This is a genomic window from Rouxiella chamberiensis (genome assembly GCF_026967475.1).
Taxonomy (GTDB): Bacteria; Pseudomonadota; Gammaproteobacteria; order Enterobacterales; family Enterobacteriaceae; genus Rouxiella; species Rouxiella chamberiensis.
Window position 1 is genome coordinate 2143382 of record NZ_CP114058.1, and the last position, 18410, is coordinate 2161791.

General features: G+C 52.8%; 14 protein-coding genes, 4 pseudogenes and 1 other annotated feature. Of the genes and pseudogenes, 1 reads left to right on the plus strand and 17 read right to left on the minus strand.

Annotated elements, in window-relative coordinates:
- Positions 1-3 precede the first annotated feature (3 nt).
- The 16 genes and pseudogenes from arnA to O1V66_RS09970 all read right to left on the minus strand — a co-directional run bounded on the left by arnA (position 4) and on the right by O1V66_RS09970 (position 16367).
- Complete coding sequence (gene arnA / locus O1V66_RS09895) at positions 4-1986, minus strand: bifunctional UDP-4-amino-4-deoxy-L-arabinose formyltransferase/UDP-glucuronic acid oxidase ArnA (protein WP_045046575.1); 1983 nt, start codon at positions 1984-1986, stop codon at positions 4-6.
- The gene (gene arnC / locus O1V66_RS09900; protein WP_045046574.1) at positions 1983-2972 is read right to left on the minus strand and encodes an undecaprenyl-phosphate 4-deoxy-4-formamido-L-arabinose transferase; all 990 of its coding nucleotides are present in this window, start codon (positions 2970-2972) and stop codon (positions 1983-1985) included. The genes arnA and arnC overlap by 4 nt, the downstream gene beginning before the upstream one ends.
- The gene (arnB, locus tag O1V66_RS09905; protein ID WP_045046573.1) at positions 2959-4113 is read right to left on the minus strand and encodes a UDP-4-amino-4-deoxy-L-arabinose aminotransferase; all 1155 of its coding nucleotides are present in this window, start codon (positions 4111-4113) and stop codon (positions 2959-2961) included. Before arnB ends, arnC begins: the two co-directional genes overlap by 14 nt.
- A 396-nt stretch (positions 4114-4509) precedes the next feature.
- Positions 4510-5260: pseudogene (gene btuD / locus O1V66_RS09910) on the minus strand (vitamin B12 ABC transporter ATP-binding protein BtuD).
- Between the two features lie 74 nt (positions 5261-5334).
- Complete coding sequence (locus O1V66_RS09915; RefSeq protein ID WP_045046571.1) at positions 5335-5889, minus strand: glutathione peroxidase; 555 nt, start codon at positions 5887-5889, stop codon at positions 5335-5337.
- Positions 5890-5953: 64 nt separating this feature from the next.
- Positions 5954-6961 (minus strand): vitamin B12 ABC transporter permease BtuC, encoded by a 1008-nt coding sequence (gene btuC, locus O1V66_RS09920; RefSeq protein WP_045046570.1) that lies wholly within the window; start codon positions 6959-6961, stop codon positions 5954-5956.
- A 162-nt stretch (positions 6962-7123) separates the two neighbouring features.
- Positions 7124-7441 carry a DUF2502 domain-containing protein gene (locus tag O1V66_RS09925; protein WP_269128292.1) on the minus strand — a complete coding sequence of 106 codons (318 nt, stop codon included), beginning with the start codon at positions 7439-7441 and terminating at the stop codon, positions 7124-7126.
- A gap of 869 nt (positions 7442-8310) precedes the next feature.
- Positions 8311-8607 (minus strand): integration host factor subunit alpha, encoded by a 297-nt coding sequence (gene ihfA, locus O1V66_RS09930; RefSeq protein ID WP_004717732.1) that lies wholly within the window; start codon positions 8605-8607, stop codon positions 8311-8313.
- A 4-nt stretch (positions 8608-8611) separates the two neighbouring features.
- Positions 8612-11000: pseudogene (gene pheT / locus O1V66_RS09935) on the minus strand (phenylalanine--tRNA ligase subunit beta).
- Between the two features lie 14 nt (positions 11001-11014).
- Positions 11015-11998 (minus strand): phenylalanine--tRNA ligase subunit alpha, encoded by a 984-nt coding sequence (pheS, locus tag O1V66_RS09940; RefSeq protein WP_045046567.1) that lies wholly within the window; start codon positions 11996-11998, stop codon positions 11015-11017.
- Positions 11999-12077: 79 nt separating this feature from the next.
- Positions 12078-12202 (minus strand) — a sequence feature (Phe leader region).
- Positions 12153-12197: a pheST operon leader peptide PheM gene (gene pheM / locus O1V66_RS09945; RefSeq protein WP_106120997.1), complete on the minus strand. Its 45-nt coding sequence runs from the start codon at positions 12195-12197 to the stop codon at positions 12153-12155. It overlaps the preceding feature by 45 nt.
- Positions 12203-12289: 87 nt before the next feature.
- On the minus strand, positions 12290-12646 hold the full coding sequence (gene rplT / locus O1V66_RS09950) for a 50S ribosomal protein L20 (RefSeq protein WP_009635878.1): 357 nt from the start codon (positions 12644-12646) through the stop codon (positions 12290-12292).
- A 59-nt stretch (positions 12647-12705) separates the two neighbouring features.
- Positions 12706-12903, minus strand: coding sequence for a 50S ribosomal protein L35 (gene rpmI, locus O1V66_RS09955; protein ID WP_045046566.1), 198 nt, complete (start codon positions 12901-12903; stop codon positions 12706-12708).
- A 99-nt stretch (positions 12904-13002) separates the two neighbouring features.
- Positions 13003-13554 carry a translation initiation factor IF-3 gene (gene infC / locus O1V66_RS09960; protein ID WP_071882841.1) on the minus strand — a complete coding sequence of 184 codons (552 nt, stop codon included), beginning with the start codon at positions 13552-13554 and terminating at the stop codon, positions 13003-13005.
- A 3-nt stretch (positions 13555-13557) separates the two neighbouring features.
- Positions 13558-15485: pseudogene (gene thrS, locus O1V66_RS09965) on the minus strand (threonine--tRNA ligase).
- Positions 15486-15734: 249 nt separating this feature from the next.
- Positions 15735-16367, minus strand: coding sequence for a transglycosylase SLT domain-containing protein (locus tag O1V66_RS09970; RefSeq protein ID WP_082050950.1), 633 nt, complete (start codon positions 16365-16367; stop codon positions 15735-15737).
- A 323-nt stretch (positions 16368-16690) separates the two neighbouring features.
- On the opposite strand from O1V66_RS09970, the gene O1V66_RS09975 reads away from it, so the two are divergent.
- Entirely contained in the window at positions 16691-17554 is an 864-nt protein-coding gene (locus O1V66_RS09975) for a fructosamine kinase family protein (RefSeq protein ID WP_045046563.1), read from the plus strand.
- Between the two features lie 130 nt (positions 17555-17684).
- Here the strand turns inward: O1V66_RS09975 and O1V66_RS09980 are convergent.
- Positions 17685-18235 (minus strand): annotated as a pseudogene (locus O1V66_RS09980) (YniB family protein).
- Between the last annotated feature and the right edge of the window lie 175 nt (positions 18236-18410).

An 18410-nucleotide genomic window follows, 5' to 3' on the forward strand; every position in this document is an offset into this window, starting at 1 on the left:
GGCTTACCCTACCTTTTCCGTTAACTCGACCGAGCGCAGGAAGAAGTCCAGCGTGGCTTCTACCGTTTTGTCCATGCTGACTTCCGGCTGCCAGTTGAGCAGACGACGGGCATTTTTAATGCTTGGCGTGCGGTGCTCGACATCCTGATAGCCCTTGCCGTAATAACTGCTGCTTTCCACCAGTTTCATACCGGCGAACGGAGGGAAATGGCTACGCAGTGGATGCGCCTCAAAGCTTTTCAGCAGCATCTCGGCCAGCTGGCGAATACTCGCTTCATTTTCGGGATTGCCGATATTGATTATCTGACCGTCACACAGGCCATCGCGGTTTTCGATAATTCTAAACAGCGCCTCGATACCATCGTTGATGTCGGTGAAACAGCGCTTCTGCTCGCCGCCGTCGATAAGCTTGATAGGCGAACCTTCGACCAGATTGAGAATAAGCTGGGTAATGGCACGTGAACTGCCGACCCGCGCGGCGTCAAGATTGTCCAGACGCGGCCCCATCCAGTTAAACGGACGGAACAGGGTAAAACGCAGCCCTTCTTTTGCGCCATACGCCCAGATGACGCGATCCAGAAGTTGCTTGGAGATAGAATAGATCCAGCGCTGCTTGTTGATAGGCCCGACTATCAGTCGCGAGGTGTCTTCATCAAACTCTTTGTCATCGCACATGCCGTAAACTTCGGAGGTCGACGGGAAGATAATCCGTTTTTTGTACTTCACGCAGTCGCGAACGATTTTCAGGTTTTCTTCGAAATCCAGCTCGAAAACGCGCAGAGGATTGCGGGTATATTCGATAGGCGTGGCAATGGCGACCAGCGGCAGCACGACGTCGCATTTCTTGATGTGGTATTCGATCCATTCGGAATGAATGCTGATATCGCCTTCAACGAAATGGAAACGCGGATTGCCCATAAATCGCCCGATGGCGTCGGAACTGATATCGAGACCATAGATTTCGTAATTATCATCGCGCAGCAGGCGCTCGCTCAGATGGTTACCGATAAAACCGTTAACCCCGAGAATCAACACGCGGGTCCGGCGTTTCATCACGGCGGTCGGTTTGGACGAGAGTCTGACATCAGGCATGATACCCATCTCGAGCGCCAGACGTGACCCCTGAACATAAAGCCCGGACTCATTCTGCCCCGCCAGTATCTCCAGCGCTCCTTCGCCGCAGGCCACAACCAGAGGATGACTCGAAAGCACGGTACCCGGCCGTTTGTCGTGTTGCATCTCCAGCGCCCGCGAGCGCCAGACGGTCAATTTCCGCTCGCCCAGATAGCTGAATGCGCCAGGATAAGGCTCTGTGACCGCGCGAACCAGGTTATGAATTTTCTGTGCCGGTTGCTGCCAGTGGATTTCGCCGTCGGCGGCCGTTCTGCGACCAAAATAGCTGGCGTGCGATTCGTCTTGCGGCGTGAGGCTGATTTCACCCACCCGTATGGTCGGCAAGGTTTTGGCGAGAAGCGTTTGTGCCGCATCCTTGAGTTTGCCGTGCAGGCTGAGTGCTGTGTCCTGCGGCGCGATATCAACCGCCAGCTGACTGACAATATCGCCCGCATCCGGACGTTTCACCATTTTATGCAGGGTAACACCCGTGTGCGTTTCGCCATGCAGCAGCGCCCAGTTGACCGGCGCACGTCCGCGGTAACGCGGCAGCAGCGAACCGTGCAGGTTGAACCCGCCCAAAGGCGCAATCGACAGCAAGGCATCACTCAGCAGGTTGCGGTAATAAAACGAGAAAATAATGTCGGGCTGCAAGGCGCGAATGTTATCCAGCCAAAGGGGATGGTTAACGTCTTCGGGCGCGTAGACCGGCAGATCCAGTTCGGCACCCACGCGCGCCACGGAAGAGAAAAACTGATTTTCATCGGGCGCATCGGCATGGGTAAATACCGCCTGAACGTCATAACCTGCCGCCACCAGTGCCTGTAAACCCACACAACCAATATCGTGATAGGCAAAAACGATCGCTTTCATAAGGTGTTTTCCTGATCTTTAGCGTTATCCACGGCGACCGCCCCGATAACTTTTTGCACAAAATAACGAGGCCGAGCCCGCACGTCGGTATAGATGCGCCCGATATACTCGCCAAGCAGCCCCATGCCAACAAACTGCGCGCCGACAAACATGAACAGCAGGGCAAAGAGCGTAAACACACCCTCTGCCGCCCATTCGGCACCAAAAATCAATCGCATTAACAACAATGTAACCGCCAGCAGGAAGCCGCAAAGCGCCACCACACTGCCCACAACGCTAAGCATGCGCAGCGGTGTCGTGGTCAAACAGGTAATCAGGTCAAACATCAGATTGACCAGTTTCATCAAGTTGTATTTCGAATCGCCATACGCCCGCTCGGCGTGCTGAACGGGGATTTCGGCAGTGCGACGCGCAAAGGTGTTGGCCAGTATGGGAATAAAGGTGCTGCGCTCGTGGCAATTGAGCATGGCCTTGACGATATGTCGACGGTAGGCCCGCAGCATGCAGCCGTAATCGCCCATTGCCTTGCCGGTGGCGCGCTGAATCATCAGGTTGATAACTCGCGAGGCATTTTTGCGAAACCACGAATCCTGACGATTGGCACGCACGGTACCTACCACGTCATAGCCTTCTTCGGCTTTCCGAACCAGATGCGGGATCTCTTCGGGCGGATTCTGGAGGTCGGCGTCAAGCGTAATAATCAAATCGCCCGTGACCTGATTGAAACCGGCCATAATGGCCGAATGCTGTCCATAGTTGCGGTTAAGCAGCACGGCCACCACGCAGTTTTCGGGATCTTCAGCCGCATCGGTCAACATCTCGGCCGAATTATCGGTACTGCCATCATCCACCAGCACGATTTCAAATGTCTGGGTTAACTGCCGACAGGCCGCCAGTGTGCGAGTCAGCAAGGCGGGTAAACTTTCCTGTTCGTTAAAAACCGGAATGACTATCGAGACTTTCTGTATGGCTTCAAATTGTGACACGGGTCTTCTCCAGCAGGGATAGCAGCACGTTGGTGACGCGATCCACATCGCTGTCCTGCATATCCGGGAACAGCGGTAAACTGCACAGCCGTGCGCTATTCCATTCGCTGTGCGGCAAAGAAAGGTCGGGATAGCGCTCACGGTAAAATTTCTGGGTATGTGCGGCGCGAAAATGCAGGCCGGTACCAATACCCTGCTCTTTCAATGCCTCCATCAGGGCGTCTCTGTCGATGCCGCAGCTTGCCTCGTCAACACGAATGATAAACAGGTGCCAGCTATGCAGATGGGGATACGTCGGGATATGCAGCGGCAGGAAGGGCGTACCCTGTAGCTTTTGCAGGTAACGCTCGGCGAGTGCGGCGCGGCGCGCATTCATTTCAGATAGACGCCTTAGCTGCACGACCGCTATCGCGGCATGAACATCCGACAAATTGTACTTGTAGCCCGGCTCAATCACCTCGGCTTGCGGACGACGGCCCAGAGCCTGTCTGTCGAAGGCATCGACGGCCAGACCATGGAATTTCAGCATTCTGACTCTGGCGGCCAGCGCGTCGTCGTCGGTGGCAATGATTCCGCCTTCCGCACAGGTCATGTTTTTAATGGCGTGGAAGGAAAAGATAGCCGTACCCTGTGCGCCAATCCAGCGCTCCTGATAGCGACTGCCTGCCGCATGGGCTGCATCTTCAATCAGGGCGATGCCATGTTGCTCGGCGAGCGCGTAAAGCGGGTAGAGATCCAGCGCAGCACCTGCGTAATGAACAGGAATAATGGCTTTGGTTTTAGGCGTAATGGCCGCTGCTACCTCTTCGGGCCTTACCATTAACGTGTTGGGGTCGACATCGACCATGACCGGTTCCGCACCCAGCAGCACAATCATGTTGAGAGTGGACACCCAGGTCTGCGAGGGCGTGATAACTTCATCGCCGGGGCCGATGCCGAGTGCCAGCAGCGTGATATGCATTCCGCCGGTTGCGGAACTCACCGCAATGGCGTGTTTACTGCCAAAGGTGGCGCAGAAATCCTGCTCAAGCTGATGGGTTTGCGGACCCGTAGTAATCCACCCGCTACGCAATACCTGCCCGACGGCGTGAATTTCTTCTTCCCCCATCGAGGGGCGCGAAAAAGGTAAAAAGTTTTCCATCGCGTATATCCTGTCGTTAATGGATCCCGTTAAGGGACCCAATTAATGGATCACGTTAACGCTCATCGTTTTCAGACGTTAGAAACAGTTATATTTTCGAGTGTAGCGTTCACTTATTTAACGGTAAGTAAACATGCCCTATTCATCGTGATAAGATTATTTTCGTTTATGCTTAATTTAACCTTAAGAAAATAAAAGAGATAATAAAGCACGAATTACCAATAAATTTTCTTTTAAAACAAAAGGTTAAAGAAAGCCATCTCGACAGGCCAATATGGGGAGGTGTTTTTAAATAAAGAGAATATTGCAAAGAAAAGGCAGTTTATTATTTTTTCAAGAATGGAACTTTTACCATTTCTTAAACCTCGGGATTAACTTAATAATACATGAATCATTTCAGCACGTCAGGATCCAGTCTTTTCCAGCGACCTGATGCTGCTGAAAATAAACCCCATAGACCGGTGTCAGATTCGCTGGCTGCATAACTTCTTCGGGCGAGCCGCGTTTAATGACCTTGCCATTATTCATTAACCACACGTGATGAGCATGGTGCAGGGTATGATTGAGATCATGGTCGCTGACGACGGCAATACCGCCCGCCGCGCAAAAGGCATCGACAAGCTGGTCTGTCGCCTGCTGATGGGCAATATCCAGACTGTTTGCCGGTTCATCGAGCAGCAGAAGTCGACCCTGGGGGTTAATCGTGGGCCAAACCTGCAAAAGTGCGGCGACAATTCGCACGCGCTGCCACTCCCCGCCGGAGAGACGCGTAATCGACGAGGCGAGTTTATCGGCAAGATGAAGACGGTCGCACAGCATCATTAATGTCTCTTCAAGCGCAGCGGGTGCGACGCCCGCGGGTTGATGCAGCGACAGATACTGAAAAACCGGCATTACCGAAAGCGGTAAATACTGCTGGCGTAGATAGCTGCGATAGCGCGACAGCGCCTGACCGGTAAGCGCCGACAGCGGTTGACCCGCGAGAGATATTTCGCCCTCTGCCGGTAACATGCCCGCCATGCTCGCCAGCAGAGTGCTTTTCCCGGCCCCAGTTCGGCCCGATGATGTGCACGCGGGATCCGGCCGCGACTTCGGCACTCAAGGCGGCAACACGTCCGGTGACGGCCAGACTTTCAATCTTGAGCATGGTTTGGCCTGTTATCGGCAAGTTACTCCTGCGCCCTGAAAAACAGGACGCATTCCCTTAACGTGATTTCGTAATCATGACTTCGCGATCGCGGCTTTCACCGCGTTGACCAGAATCGGGTCTTCAGGCGTCATGTCCGGTGCAAAGCGCTGAATAACCTGACCATCGCGGCCAATCAGAAATTTTTCAAAGTTCCAGAGGATGTTGCCTGGCTGAAGCGGTTCACGGCCTTTACTCGCCAGACGTTGATAAAACTCGCTGCCTTCGGGTTTGACCGCCTCGGATTTTGCGGCAATCAGGGATTTATAGAGCGGATGACGCCCTTCCCCGTTGACTTCAATTTTGCTGAACATCGGAAAACTTACGCCAAACTGCGTGCTGCAAAAGGTCTGAATTTCTTCTTCCGTACCAGGTTCCTGCGCCCCGAATTCGTTGCACGGAAAGCCGAGCACCTCAAAACCCTGCGCGTGCCACTGCCGATAAAGGCTTTCAAGCCCTTCGTATTGTCGGGTCAGGCCGCACTGAGAGGCGACGTTGACCACCAGCAGCACCTTGCCTTCATACGCGCCAAGGGTTGTCGATTTGCCATCGATGGTCGTCAGAGGGGTGGCATAGATTGCGTTGCTCATGAGTCATCTCCTGTGTGAAATGTTTTGGAAAAAAGGTGAAAAGTCAGTGTCGGCCCGACGGCCGTTAATCGCCTTTGTCTGCACGCGACAGCAACCAGATAAACAGCGGTGCGCCCAAAATGGCCGTGACCACACCCACGGGCAGCTCGGCTGACGAGAGCGCCATACGCGCGGTTACGTCGGCCAGCAGCAGCACGATACCGCCTGCCAGCGCGCAGGCGGGCAGGAGGCGGCGCTGATCGGTGATGCCGGACAAGCGTAACAGATGAGGGATAACGAGTCCGACAAAGCCGATTACGCCCGCGAGCGCCACGCTGATTCCGACTATCCAGCCCATCGCCAGCACCAGTAAATTACGCCATAGAACAACGGACAAGCCGAGTTGCTGTGCCTGACCAACGCCAAGCGACAGCAGATTGAGCGTTTTCCCCTGACAGCATAACCACACCAGCACGGGCAATAACAGCAGTCCCAACCAGGACTGACGCCAGTCGATGCCGCCAAAACCGCCCATCATCCAGTACATCAGTTGTCGTAAATCCAGACTGGAACTGAAATAAGTGACCCACGTCATCACGGCGCTGCAAATTATGCCGATAGCTACACCCACCAGCAGCAGGCGGGAGTGGGCGAAAAAGCGTTTTCGCGCAAAATGCAGCAACAGCAAGGTAACCGCCAGCGCGCCCATAACCGCACTCAGGCTCATCACCCAATCCGGCAGCAGGCCGTGACCCAGCATGACACACGCGACCAGTGCCACGCCGCCACCGCTGGCCACGCCAAGCAATCCGGGTTCGGCCAGCGGATTTTCAAACAGCGATTGCATCACCGCCCCGCTCACGGCAAGCCCGGCCCCCACCAGAATCACGCCGAGCGCCCGAGGCAGGCGAATCTGCCAGATAAAGAGTCTGGCCTCGGACGACAACCATTGAGTAGGCCACAGCCAGCGTTCACCGGCGCACAGGCTGAACGTCAGCACCAGTATCAGCAGCGCCAGAAGCAGCCACAGGCGTTGGCTGTCACGGCGCTTGTGTTGCGATTCAAGCCGGGAAAATGTAGGAAACGATGACATAGGGCGTGCTGCGGCTTCTGACTGATTATCTCCCTATATTAGACAGTTAACAGAGGATTTGAATGCTTATTGCGAGGTGTCACGGAAAAATCATAAAAAAAACCGCCGCATAACGATGCGACGGTCTGTCCGGATTGGCATTTTCAGGCTGTGCCGGAAGGCCTAGCGGTGCTGATCCTGCGGAGGCACAGGCTGGCCGTGGCCTGCGTTGTCTTTGGGACCATGATTATCCTGCGGGCCGTGGTTGCCGTGGTTCTGCTCGTGCTGCGGCTCGCGATGAGGTTGCGGTCTGCCTGCATCGTGTTTCGGCGGCGGCGCCGCTTCCCAGCGGTTGCCATGCCAATACATGCCGCGGCTGTTGCGCTCGCCCATGTGTTTGTTCTGGTGATTGCGCCACCACTGCGGCGTGCGCCAGTCATAGCCATCCCAGTAATCGCCACGGGAGTTTTTATCACCAATGTGAATGGATCCACCTGGCACGTTCAGATCGACGGATACGGTTCGCCTGCGCAACATTAACCTGAGCAAGAGCAGGCAGGGCCAACGCGATACACAGCATCAAATGAGATTTTTTCACACAGTTCACCTTAATATTATTGTTCTGCGAAATATTACAGATCTGCGGAATTTATATCAGGGGGAATAAAGGGTGACTATGAGAATAAAAGAGCTTTTCGTTTGCCTTGCAGCTAATTTACAATAAACGCACAAATGTATCCCACCTGAAATAAATCAGCAGAATTTTGCGTAAATAAGCTTCAATTTTCATAATTACGCTAACAACTCTTAACGTTAGTCTGACAACAACGTTTCCTTGTTTTATTTATAATCGGACTGTTTAATCAAACAAAGGAATTATTATGCGTCGTTTATTGGCATTTGTTACGGTAGCTCTGGTCGCGTGTAGCCTGAGCGGCTGCCTGTTCCCTCCGGTTCTGGGGCCCTGGCGGCGGCGGTGGTCACGGCGGTGGTGGTGGTGGCGGCGGTTGGCATGGCGGCGGCCCTGGCCGTTAATATCACGCTCGCTTAATCGCCCTGCAATGTATTTATTGCATCAAGCCGGTTAATACAGTGAATCATACTAAAAGGGGCTGCGGTCCCTTTTTTATTTGACTTTAATCATCCGGTCAATAATAAATAAACCTCGCGCCTTAAACCCTTTCAGAAAAGACTTCCCTTCTCTCCTGCGACGAAATTTAATCTATCAGACTATTCCTGAAGATCCCAACACCTTAACGTTATCTTTTCATTTCTGGCGAATAATTTTCAAACGACACACTTAAGTCATATTTCCGCTGATTTATGCACAAAAAAAAGGCCGCGATGTGCGGCCTTTTTATCAGTCGTGCTTATTCTTTCGGAGTGGCGTTTTCCACTCTGCTTTTCAACTTCTGTCCTGGACGGAAGGTCACCACACGGCGCGCCGTAATAGGAATGTCCTCGCCAGTTTTCGGGTTACGCCCCGGACGTTGGTTTTTGTCACGCAGATCAAAATTGCCAAAGCCAGACAATTTAACTTGTTCACCGTTCTCCAAAGCACGACGTACTTCTTCAAAGAACAGCTCAACCAGGTCTTTGGCATCCCGTTTGCTCAGCCCGAGCTTCTCAAACAGGTGTTCTGACATTTCAGCTTTAGTAAGCGCCATAGGTTCAATCCCTCAAGGATGCTTGGAATCGCTGTTTTAGGGCCTCTACACATCTTGCAACAGTAGCGGCGATCTCCTCTTCTTCCAGTGTACGAGCGGTATCCTGCAATACCAGACTGATAGCCAGGCTTTTAAAACCATCCGCTACGCCCCTGCCACGGTACACGTCAAATAAGTTTACGCCAACTACCTGATTTGCGCCAACTTTCTTACACTCTACCAAAATATCGTCTGCGGCGACGTTTTCAGGCACGACAATCGCGATGTCGCGACGGTTCGCCGGGAAGCGCGAAATCTCGTGCGCATCAGGCAGGACGCGGTCTGCGAGCTTATTCCACAGCATTTCGAACACCACCGTACGACCATTCAGGTCCAGTTTACGCTCGAGCTCAGGATGCACTACTCCAATGAAACCAATACGTTCGCCGTGTAAATAAATGGCAGCACTCTGTCCCGGATGCAGCGCCGGATTGACTTCGGCCTTGAACTGAATATCGTCCAATTTGCCGGTAAGCTCAAGAATCGCCTCAAGATCACCTTTCAAATCGTAGTAGTCAACCGCATTGCGCGCCAGGTCCCAATGTTCCTCATTGCGATTGCCTGCAATGACACCAGACAGCATGACATCCTGACGGATACCCAAATAAGCTTCGGAATCAGGCACAAAGCGCAGGCCACTTTCGAACAGACGGACGCGACCCTGCTGACGATTCTGGTTATAAACCACTGAAGAAAGCAAACCTGTCCATAAAGAGAGGCGCATTGCAGACATTTCGACGGAAATCGGGCTTGGCAGCATCAGCACGTCTTCGCCCGGATGCAGCCATTGCTGCACTTTAGGATCGACAAAGCTGTAGGTAATCGCTTCCTGGAAACCGCGGTCAACCAGCAGATTTTTAACACGTTTCAGCGACAGGTCGGCTTCGCGATGCTGGGTCATGACCAAATCGGCCTTGACCGGCACATCCGGAATATTGTTGTAGCCGTAAACACGTGCCACTTCTTCCACCAGATCTTCTTCGATTTCCATGTCGAAACGCCAGCTTGGTGCAACGGCAACCCAGCGACCTTCCTGCACCTCGACCTGGCAACCCAGACGCTGAAGGATATCGGTCACTAGCGCATCTTCCACGTGGTGACCAATCAGACGATCCAGTTTTTCACGGCGCAGCGTAATGCTGGCCGCTTTCGGCAAGGTGGATTCGGTTGTTGCATCGATAACCGGACCCGCCTGTCCGCCGCAGATTTCCAGCAGCAGCGCAGTGGCACGCTCCATCGCCTGGTATTGCAGCGCAGAGTCGACGCCACGCTCGTAACGGTGCGAAGCGTCGGTATGCAGACCCTGACGACGTGCACGGCCGGTAATGGACAGCGGATTGAAGAATGCGCACTCCAGCAGCACGTCCTGCGTCTGGTTCGTTGACGCCGGAATGCTCGCCGCCGAAAATTCCGCCCATCGCCAGCGCCTTGTTGTGGTCGGCAATGACAAGCACGTCGTCGTTCAGCTTGGCAGTGGTGCCATCAAGCAGCGTCAGCGTTTCGTCTTTCCGAGCCAGACGCACGACAATGCCGCCTTCAATGCGGTTCAGGTCGAATGCATGCATCGGCTGACCCAGCTCGAGCAGCACGTAGTTGGTGATATCAACCACGGGATCGATGGAGCGGATACCGCAGCGACGCAGCTTTTCGCTCATCCACAGCGGCGTGGCCGCCGCTACGTTGATGCCTTTGACAACGCGACCCAGATAGCGCGGACAGGCGTCGGTCGCCTGCACATCGATGGGCAGCACGTCGCCAATGGTAGCCGGTACGGCGTCCATCGCCGGCGCATTCAGCGGCAGCTGGTTGATCACGGCAACATCGCGGGCAATACCGATAATGCCGAGACAGTCGGCACGGTTCGGGGTGACGCTGATTTCGATGGTGTTGTCATCGAGTTGCAGGAATTCACGGATATCGGTACCGATTGGCGCATCCAGCGGCAACTCGATGATCCCTTCGCTTTCGACATTGATGCCCAGCTCGCCGAAGGAGCACAGCATACCTTCGGACGGCTCGCCACGCAGCTTGGCGGCCTTGATTTTGAAATCGCCCGGCAGAACGGCACCGACGGTAGCCACGGCCACTTTCAGGCCCTGACGGCAGTTTGGTGCGCCGCAGACGATGTCCAGCAGACGATCGCCGCCGACGTTGATTTTGGTCACGCGCAGTTTGTCGGCATTCGGGTGCTGACCGCACTCGACGACTTCACCCACGACCACACCGTGGAAAGCCCCGGCAACGGCGTCGACGCCGTCAACTTCCAGACCGGCCATGGTAATTTGTTCGGATAATTCTTCGCTGCTGATGGCTGGGTTTACCCACTCGCGCAACCAGAGTTCACTGAATTTCATGTGATATTCCCGCCTTACTTAAACTGTTTGAGGAAACGCAGATCGTTTTCGAAGAATGCACGCAGATCGGTCACGCCATAGCGCAGCATGGTGAGACGCTCCATGCCCATACCGAAGGCAAAGCCCGAATAGATTTCAGGGTCAATGCCTACGCTGCGCAGAACGTTCGGGTGAACCATGCCGCAGCCCAGCACTTCGAGCCACTTGCCGTTCTTGCCCATCACGTCGACTTCCGCGGAAGGTTCGGTGAACGGGAAGTAGGACGGACGGAAACGAATCTGCAAATCGGCTTCAAAGAAGTTGTTCAGGAAGTCGTGCAGCGTGCCTTTCAGATTGCTGAAAGAGATGTCCTTGTCGACGATCAGGCCTTCCATCTGGTGGAACATTGGCGTATGGGTCTGGTCGTAATCGTTACGATACACGCGACCCGGCGCAATGATGCGGATTGGCGGCTGCTGGTTTTTCATGGTGCGGATCTGCACGCCGGAAGTCTGGGTGCGCAGCAGACGGGTCGCATCGAACCAGAAGGTGTCGTGGTCGGCACGTGCCGGGTGGTGGCCCGGAATATTCAGGGCATCGAAGTTATGGTAGTCATCTTCGATTTCAGGACCGGTCTCGACGGAGAAGCCCAGTTCGCCAAAGAAGGTTTCGATGCGGTCGATGGTGCGCGTTACCGGATGCAGGCCACCGTTCTCGATACGACGACCCGGCAGGGAGACATCAATGGTCTCCTGCGCCAGACGCGCATTCAGTGCGGCAGATTCAAGGTCGTTCTTGCGCGCATTCAACGCGTCCTGAACTTCCTGCTTGGCCTGGTTGATGACCGCGCCGGCTGCCGGGCGCTCTTCCGCCGGCAGTTCGCGCAGGGAAGTCATCTGCAGGGTCAAATGGCCCTTCTTGCCTAAATATTCGACGCGAACCAAATCTAACGCGGCGACGTCATGGGCACTCTCTACGGCTGCCTTGGCTTGGGCAACCAGTTCTGCGAGATGTGACATTGCTTTCCTCTTCTTCTGGCCGATATGACCCGATGTGAAATAAAAGTTTGAGTAATTCTTGTTTTTAGTTCGGCAATAGCAAAAAAAAGCCTCCACGAGGGAGGCTTTAGCGCTAGTTTCCGTTTCTTCTCTTACGCGCGAAAGCCTTCCTGAGTCAGGCGCTAAAGTAAAAAAAGAAACGGAAAATAGCCGCATTCATGCTTGCAGAACCTTAATCATCACACTGGAGATCCGGAGGTGTAGGCTTTCCGGAAATATAAAAGAGGGAGCAAGCTCCCTCTTTCACCTGACTTACGCCAGAGCTGCTCTCGCTTTTTCGACCAGTGCAGAGAATGCCACTTTGTCGAATACTGCGATATCAGCCAGGATCTTACGGTCAATTTCGATCGAAGCTTTTTTCAAGCCGTTGATGAATTTGCTGTAAGACATGTCGTTCTGACGTGCTGCTGCGTTGATACGCGCAATCCACAGCTGACGGAACTGACGTTTTTTCTGACGACGGTCACGGTAAGCGTATTGACCAGCTTTGATAACAGCCTGGAATGCAACACGATATACGCGCGAACGGGCACCGTAGTAACCTTTCGCCTGCTTTAAAATTTTCTTGTGACGTGCACGTGCAATCACACCACGTTTTACGCGAGCCATATGCTCTCCTGAGTTTTATTCTTGATTAAAAAAAGTGATATATCTTTACGGATATATTTTTAAGCGTACGGCAAGCATGCAGCAACCAGACCCAAATCGTTCTTGGATACTTGGCCTTTTGGACGCAGGTGACGTTTACGCTTAGTCGATTTTTTGGTCAGAATGTGACGCAGGTTAGCGTGCTTACGCTTAAAACCGCCATTGGCAGTCTTTTTGAAGCGTTTAGCGGCGCCGCGTACTGTTTTGATCTTTGGCATTATAAATAATTCCACTTCGCATTGTTGATAACATGAATCAGTAAGGCGAACATGACCCACAGTGTGCGAACACACCGTGAGCCAGGCTACTTGAGAGCCTTATTGTTTCTTCTTGGGTGCGAGCACCATAATCATCTGACGGCCTTCGATCTTCGTAGGGAAGGATTCGACCACTGCCAGATCAATATCTTCACACAGGTCTTTACGGACGCGGTTAAGCACTTCCATGCCGATCTGCTGGTGCGCCATTTCACGGCCGCGGAAACGCAGCGTGATCTTGGCTTTATCGCCATCTTCCAGAAAGCGAATCAGGTTGCGTAGTTTGACCTGATAGTCGCCATCATCGGTACCAGGTCGGAATTTGATTTCCTTAACCTGAATGACTTTTTGCTTCTTCTTCTGTTCTTTGGTCGATTTGCTCTTCTCGTAGAGGAATTTGCCGTAATCCATGATTCGGCAAACTGGCGGCTCGGCATTCGGACTGATTTCTACTAAATCAACACCAGCTTCCTCAGCTTTTTCAAGAGCTTCATTCAGACTGACAATACCAATCTGCTCGCCATCGACGCCAGTTAGGCGAACTTCTTGCGCGCGAATCTCTCTGTTAATGCGATTAGGACGCGCCGGTTGAACTCGTTTTCCGCCTTTAATACTTTATTCCTCCAGTTGATGAAGACTTCTGCTGCGGATCTCCGCTAACAGTTTGTCTACGACTTCGCTAACGTCCATGCTTCCCAGGTCTTTACCGCGGCGGGTACGAACGGCAACTTTGCCTGCTTCGACCTCTTTATCACCACAAACCAACATATAGGGAACACGACGCAGCGTGTGTTCGCGAATTTTAAAGCCAATCTTCTCATTTCTCAAGTCGGCTTTAACGCGAATACCTGCATCTTGCAGTTTTTTGGTCAATTCTTCGACGTAGGCAGCCTGTGTATCGGTAATATTCATTACCACTACCTGTACCGGAGCAATCCAGGTTGGGAAGAAGCCCGCGTATTCTTCGGTCAGAATACCAATGAAGCGTTCCATTGAACCCAAAATGGCTCGGTGAATCATAACCGGGGTCTTACGATCGTTGCTTTCGCCGATGTAAGTGGCGTCTAAACGCTCCGGTAATGAAAAGTCGAGCTGCACGGTACCACACTGCCACGCACGATCCAAACAATCATGCAAGGTAAATTCAATTTTTGGTCCGTAGAAGGCCCCTTCGCCCGGCTGATATTCGAAAGCGATGTTATTTTCGACTAACGCAGCGGCAAGGTCTTTCTCGGCACGGTCCCACATTTCGTCGGTACCGATACGCTTGGCAGGACGGGTGGACAGCTTGACTACCACTTTTTCGAAGCCAAAGGTGCCGTACACATCATAGACCATTTTGATGCAGCTGTTCACTTCGGTGCGAACCTGCTCTTCGGTACAGAAGATGTGGGCGTCGTCCTGAGTGAAGCCACGCACACGCATCAGGCCGTGCAGGGCACCCGACGGCTCGTTGCGGTGACAGCTACCAAATTCGGCCATGCGCAGCGGCAGATCGCGATAAGACTTCAACCCCTGGTTGAAAATCTGCACGTGACCCGGGCAGTTCATCGGCTTGATGCAATATTCACGGTTCTCGGAAGAGGTGGTGAACATCGCTTCCTTGTAGTTGTCCCAGTGTCCGGTTTTTCCCAGAGCACGCGGTCCATCATGAACGGGCCCTTGACTTCCTGATACTGGTACTCTTTCAGCTTCATGCGCACGAAAGCTTCCAGCTCGCGGAAGATAGTCCAGCCGTCATTGTGCCAGAACACCATACCCGGCGCTTCTTCCTGCATGTGGTACAGGTCAAGCATCTTGCCGATTTTACGGTGATCGCGCTTGCCCGCTTCTTCCAGACGCTGCAGGTAGGCATTCAGCTGCTTCTTGTCAGCCCATGCCGTGCCGTAGATACGCTGCAACATTTTGTTGTCGCTGTCGCCACGCCAGTAGGCACCGGAGGTTTTCTGCAGTTTGAAATGATGGCAGAAACGCATGTTCGGTACGTGCGGACCCCGACACATATCGACGTATTCTTCGTGATGATACAGGCCGGGACGGTCGTCATGGCTGATGTTTTCATCAAGAATGGCAATCTTGTACTGCTCGCCGCGACTCTCGAAGGTGTCGCGCGCTTCCTGCCAGCTGACTTTCTTTTTGACGACGTCGTAATTCTTTTCAGCCAGTTCGTGCATGCGCTTTTCAAGCAGATCCAGATCTTCCTGGGTCAGCGTGTGGTCCAGATCGACGTCGTAATAGAAACCGTTGTCGATGGTAGGACCGATAGCCATCTTGGTGTTGGGCCAGAGTTGCTTGATGGCATGACCCAGCAGGTGCGCGCAGGAGTGACGGAGAATTTCCAGACCGGCATCGTCTTTTGCGGTAATGATGGCTAACTGAGCATCGTTCTCGATGAGATCGCCGGCGTCAACCAGCTCACCGTTTACCCGACCGGCGATACAGGCTTTCGCCAGACCCGGACCGATATCCAGTGCTACATCATAGGGAGAAACGGGATGATCAAACTGACGCTGACTTCCGTCAGGGAGAGTAATAACAGGCATGTTCTTTCCTTATCTACAGTGGTGCCCCACACGACAGAGCACATATAGAAAAATATATGTATTTGAGTTCATCTGGTTTATCGCGCTATTCGACTTTACCTTGCCAAATATGTACACGCCTAAGCTCGAAATACGGCGGAGTTTAGGGTGTGACGCGAAAAACTGGGTAGAGTGTAGCACCCGTAAAGCGCATTTTTCCAGCAACTTACACGGATGCAGCACATTTTATTCGTCGGACTGTCCGTGAACCTAGCGCATCGCCAGATAGGCGTTGTTCACTTTCCACAGATAGCGCGGTGCCTGAGCGGCAGGATGGTTGTTCTGAATATGCCTGTAAAACTGCTGCGGGGTCATCTGATTGATTTTCGCAACGGCATAGACCCGGTCTTTCGAGAAGGTTCGTAGCAGTGCACCGGCGCCGTTTGCATAAGCAACTGTCGTGGCATAACGCAGGGTCTCGGGATTGTTGATCCCGGCCAGCTGCTGCTGCAACATGCTTAGGTAAGCGGTGCCCAAATCGATATTCACGCTCGGGTCTTTCAGGGCAGAGGTCGAAGGCTGCCCGTTGCGCCCTTTCAGACGGTAGGCGTCGCGACCGGCGGTCGAGGCCTTGAGCTGCATTAATCCGACGGCATTGGATTTGCTGACGGCGGCCGGATTAAATCCGGATTCGACCTGAATAATGGCCTTGACCAGTGTTTCATCAACCCCATAGGTGCTGGCGGCCTGCTTGATAACACTTCCGTATGGCCCCTGATGCATAAGCGAAGGGGTGTCGGGGATACGTTGTTGTGGAAGCAATCTGCTTGTTTGCGTTGGGGTTTCTTTCGCGCACCCAACCAATAGTAGCGCTGTCGTCAAATAGAGAAATTTGAGTTTCAAATGAGTTATCTCGCAGCAAGGACGAAAGCAAGCATATACATATTTTTTGAGCACCTGAATATATTTTTCGACTAATATCAAGAATGGTAGATGAAACAAGGATCTGAGGATTTAGTCGATCGGATAAATCCTGTATTAATGTCAGGTTTCGTATAGACGCCGTTATATAGCATTTTTTAAACCGCTTTCCCGATTTACATTATCGAAACGGATAATCTTTATAACAGGGATATTTTCGGTCAGGCTGTGCAGTCGATCGGAGTTTTTACGCGTGAGAAACGCTAACGTAATGAATTATCAGGCCAGTCAGAAGGGGTAATACCATGTGGCAAGCCGTTAATCGTCTGTTGAGTGAACATCTGGGTAAAGCCGAAATTCGTGAACGCGTCGAGTTGCCCGGAGGCGAAATTCATGCCGCCTGGCGGGTTAATTACGGCGACCACGAAGTCTTTGTTAAATGTAATTCCCGAGAGATGTTACCTCTCTTTGCCGCCGAAGCCGATCAGCTGGCGATGCTGGCAAAGAGTAAAACGGTAGCCGTCCCCGATGTTTACGGCGTGGGCAGCGATCGCGACTACAGCTTTTTGCTGCTGGAATACCTGCCGATGACGTCGCTTGATGTCGACAACGCCTACCTTTTGGGTCAACAGCTCGCCGCCTTGCATCAGTGGAGCGAACAGCTCGAATTCGGACTGGATTTCGACAACGAACTGGCAACGGTGCCGCAGCCAAACGCCTGGCAACGCAAATGGTCAACCTTCTTCTCGCAGCAGCGCATTGGCTGGCAACTGCAACTGGCGGCCGAAAAAGAGATTATTTTCGGCGATACCGAACTCATCATCGAGCGCGTGAGAGCTAGATTGCAAAACCACCAGCCGCAGCCTTCCCTGCTGCACGGCGATCTCTGGCCCCACAATTGTGCGCAGTCGGAACACGGACCGGTCATTTTCGATCCGGCCTGCTACTGGGGTGACCGCGAATGCGATCTCGCCATGCTGCCGCTCTATCCCAATATTCCTTCGCAACTGTTCGACGGTTATCAAAGCATGACGACACTTCCGGCGGGCTATATTGAACGCCAGCCGGTGTATCAACTTTATTATTTATTGAATCGCAGCAACCTGTTTGGCGGCCAGCACAGCGTGGTGGCACAGCGCGCCATTGAACGTTTATTGCAGGAAACCTAATCAGCTTTTCAGGGGTTTGCCTGTAATTGTTTACCCACAAAAAAGCCTGACCATAATAATATGATCAGGCTTTGTTTTTTTCAGGAATAATTCAGCTTTTACTCAGCTTTTACTCAGACTGATTACGTCGCTATGAAGGAATCAGGCCTAATAGTTTCATCACGAAATAGGCGGCAATCGCAATAATCAGCGGCAGAATATAGAGCGGGAAATATTGCAGGAAAATCGTGTGGCGAGGAATGACAATTCGCTCTTCGATTTGCTGCTGCGTGCGCGCCTCGGTGGTTTTGGTTTGTTCCAGAATCATTTGATCCTGCACGCCTTCGCGGATGTGTCTTACCTGACGTGACATGCGCGCCCCACTCGCCTGCAAGGCCAACCCGACAAAAATCAGCCAGTAAATCAGGAGGAACATGAAGTTGGCGCTGGTCAAGCCCTGCCCCAGCACCGGAAGCGGCGCGTTGTTCCAGAAGACGTGCAGGAACGGGGTGTTGAACTTGGCCATATCCACCATCACATGCACAAAATCGACCATTACTGCGTTGATGCCCTTTTCAGCTCTGGCCTGCTCGTAAAAAAGTTGAGCAGCGAAATAACCGTCGAGAGCAACGCAGGGATAAAAATCACCCATCCCAAGATGCGTTTTAAGACGGCGACGCGCCCTGCCTGTTGATACGTCATGAATTCCCCTTGTTAGGACGTCTCGTTTGAGAGGTCAGTTTAACCATAGTTAACGAAAGACGCCCAAAATTTTAGGTAACATCTTTTGGTCACTCACTATTTCATCGGGAAGCCGCCAAGATGTCTATGCTATGCTCCGTGAGACAACCCGCAAATTCAGTGTAATAGGGAGTGG

Excerpts from the sequence above, each read along its gene's own strand:
- btuC (WP_045046570.1), bottom strand. The coding sequence starts at position 6,961 with ATGTCATCGTTTCCTACATTTTCCCGGCTTGAATCGCAACACAAGCGC.
- O1V66_RS09915 (WP_045046571.1), bottom strand. The coding sequence starts at position 5,889 with ATGAGCAACGCAATCTATGCCACCCCTCTGACGACCATCGATGGCAAA.
- arnA (WP_045046575.1), bottom strand. The coding sequence starts at position 1,986 with ATGAAAGCGATCGTTTTTGCCTATCACGATATTGGTTGTGTGGGTTTA.
- arnB (WP_045046573.1), bottom strand. The coding sequence starts at position 4,113 with ATGGAAAACTTTTTACCTTTTTCGCGCCCCTCGATGGGGGAAGAAGAA.
- pheS (WP_045046567.1), bottom strand. The coding sequence starts at position 11,998 with ATGTCACATCTCGCAGAACTGGTTGCCCAAGCCAAGGCAGCCGTAGAG.
- rplT (WP_009635878.1), bottom strand. The coding sequence starts at position 12,646 with ATGGCTCGCGTAAAACGTGGTGTGATTGCACGTGCACGTCACAAGAAA.
- O1V66_RS09975 (WP_045046563.1), top strand. The coding sequence starts at position 16,691 with ATGTGGCAAGCCGTTAATCGTCTGTTGAGTGAACATCTGGGTAAAGCC.
- rpmI (WP_045046566.1), bottom strand. The coding sequence starts at position 12,903 with ATGCCAAAGATCAAAACAGTACGCGGCGCCGCTAAACGCTTCAAAAAG.
- ihfA (WP_004717732.1), bottom strand. The coding sequence starts at position 8,607 with ATGGCGCTTACTAAAGCTGAAATGTCAGAACACCTGTTTGAGAAGCTC.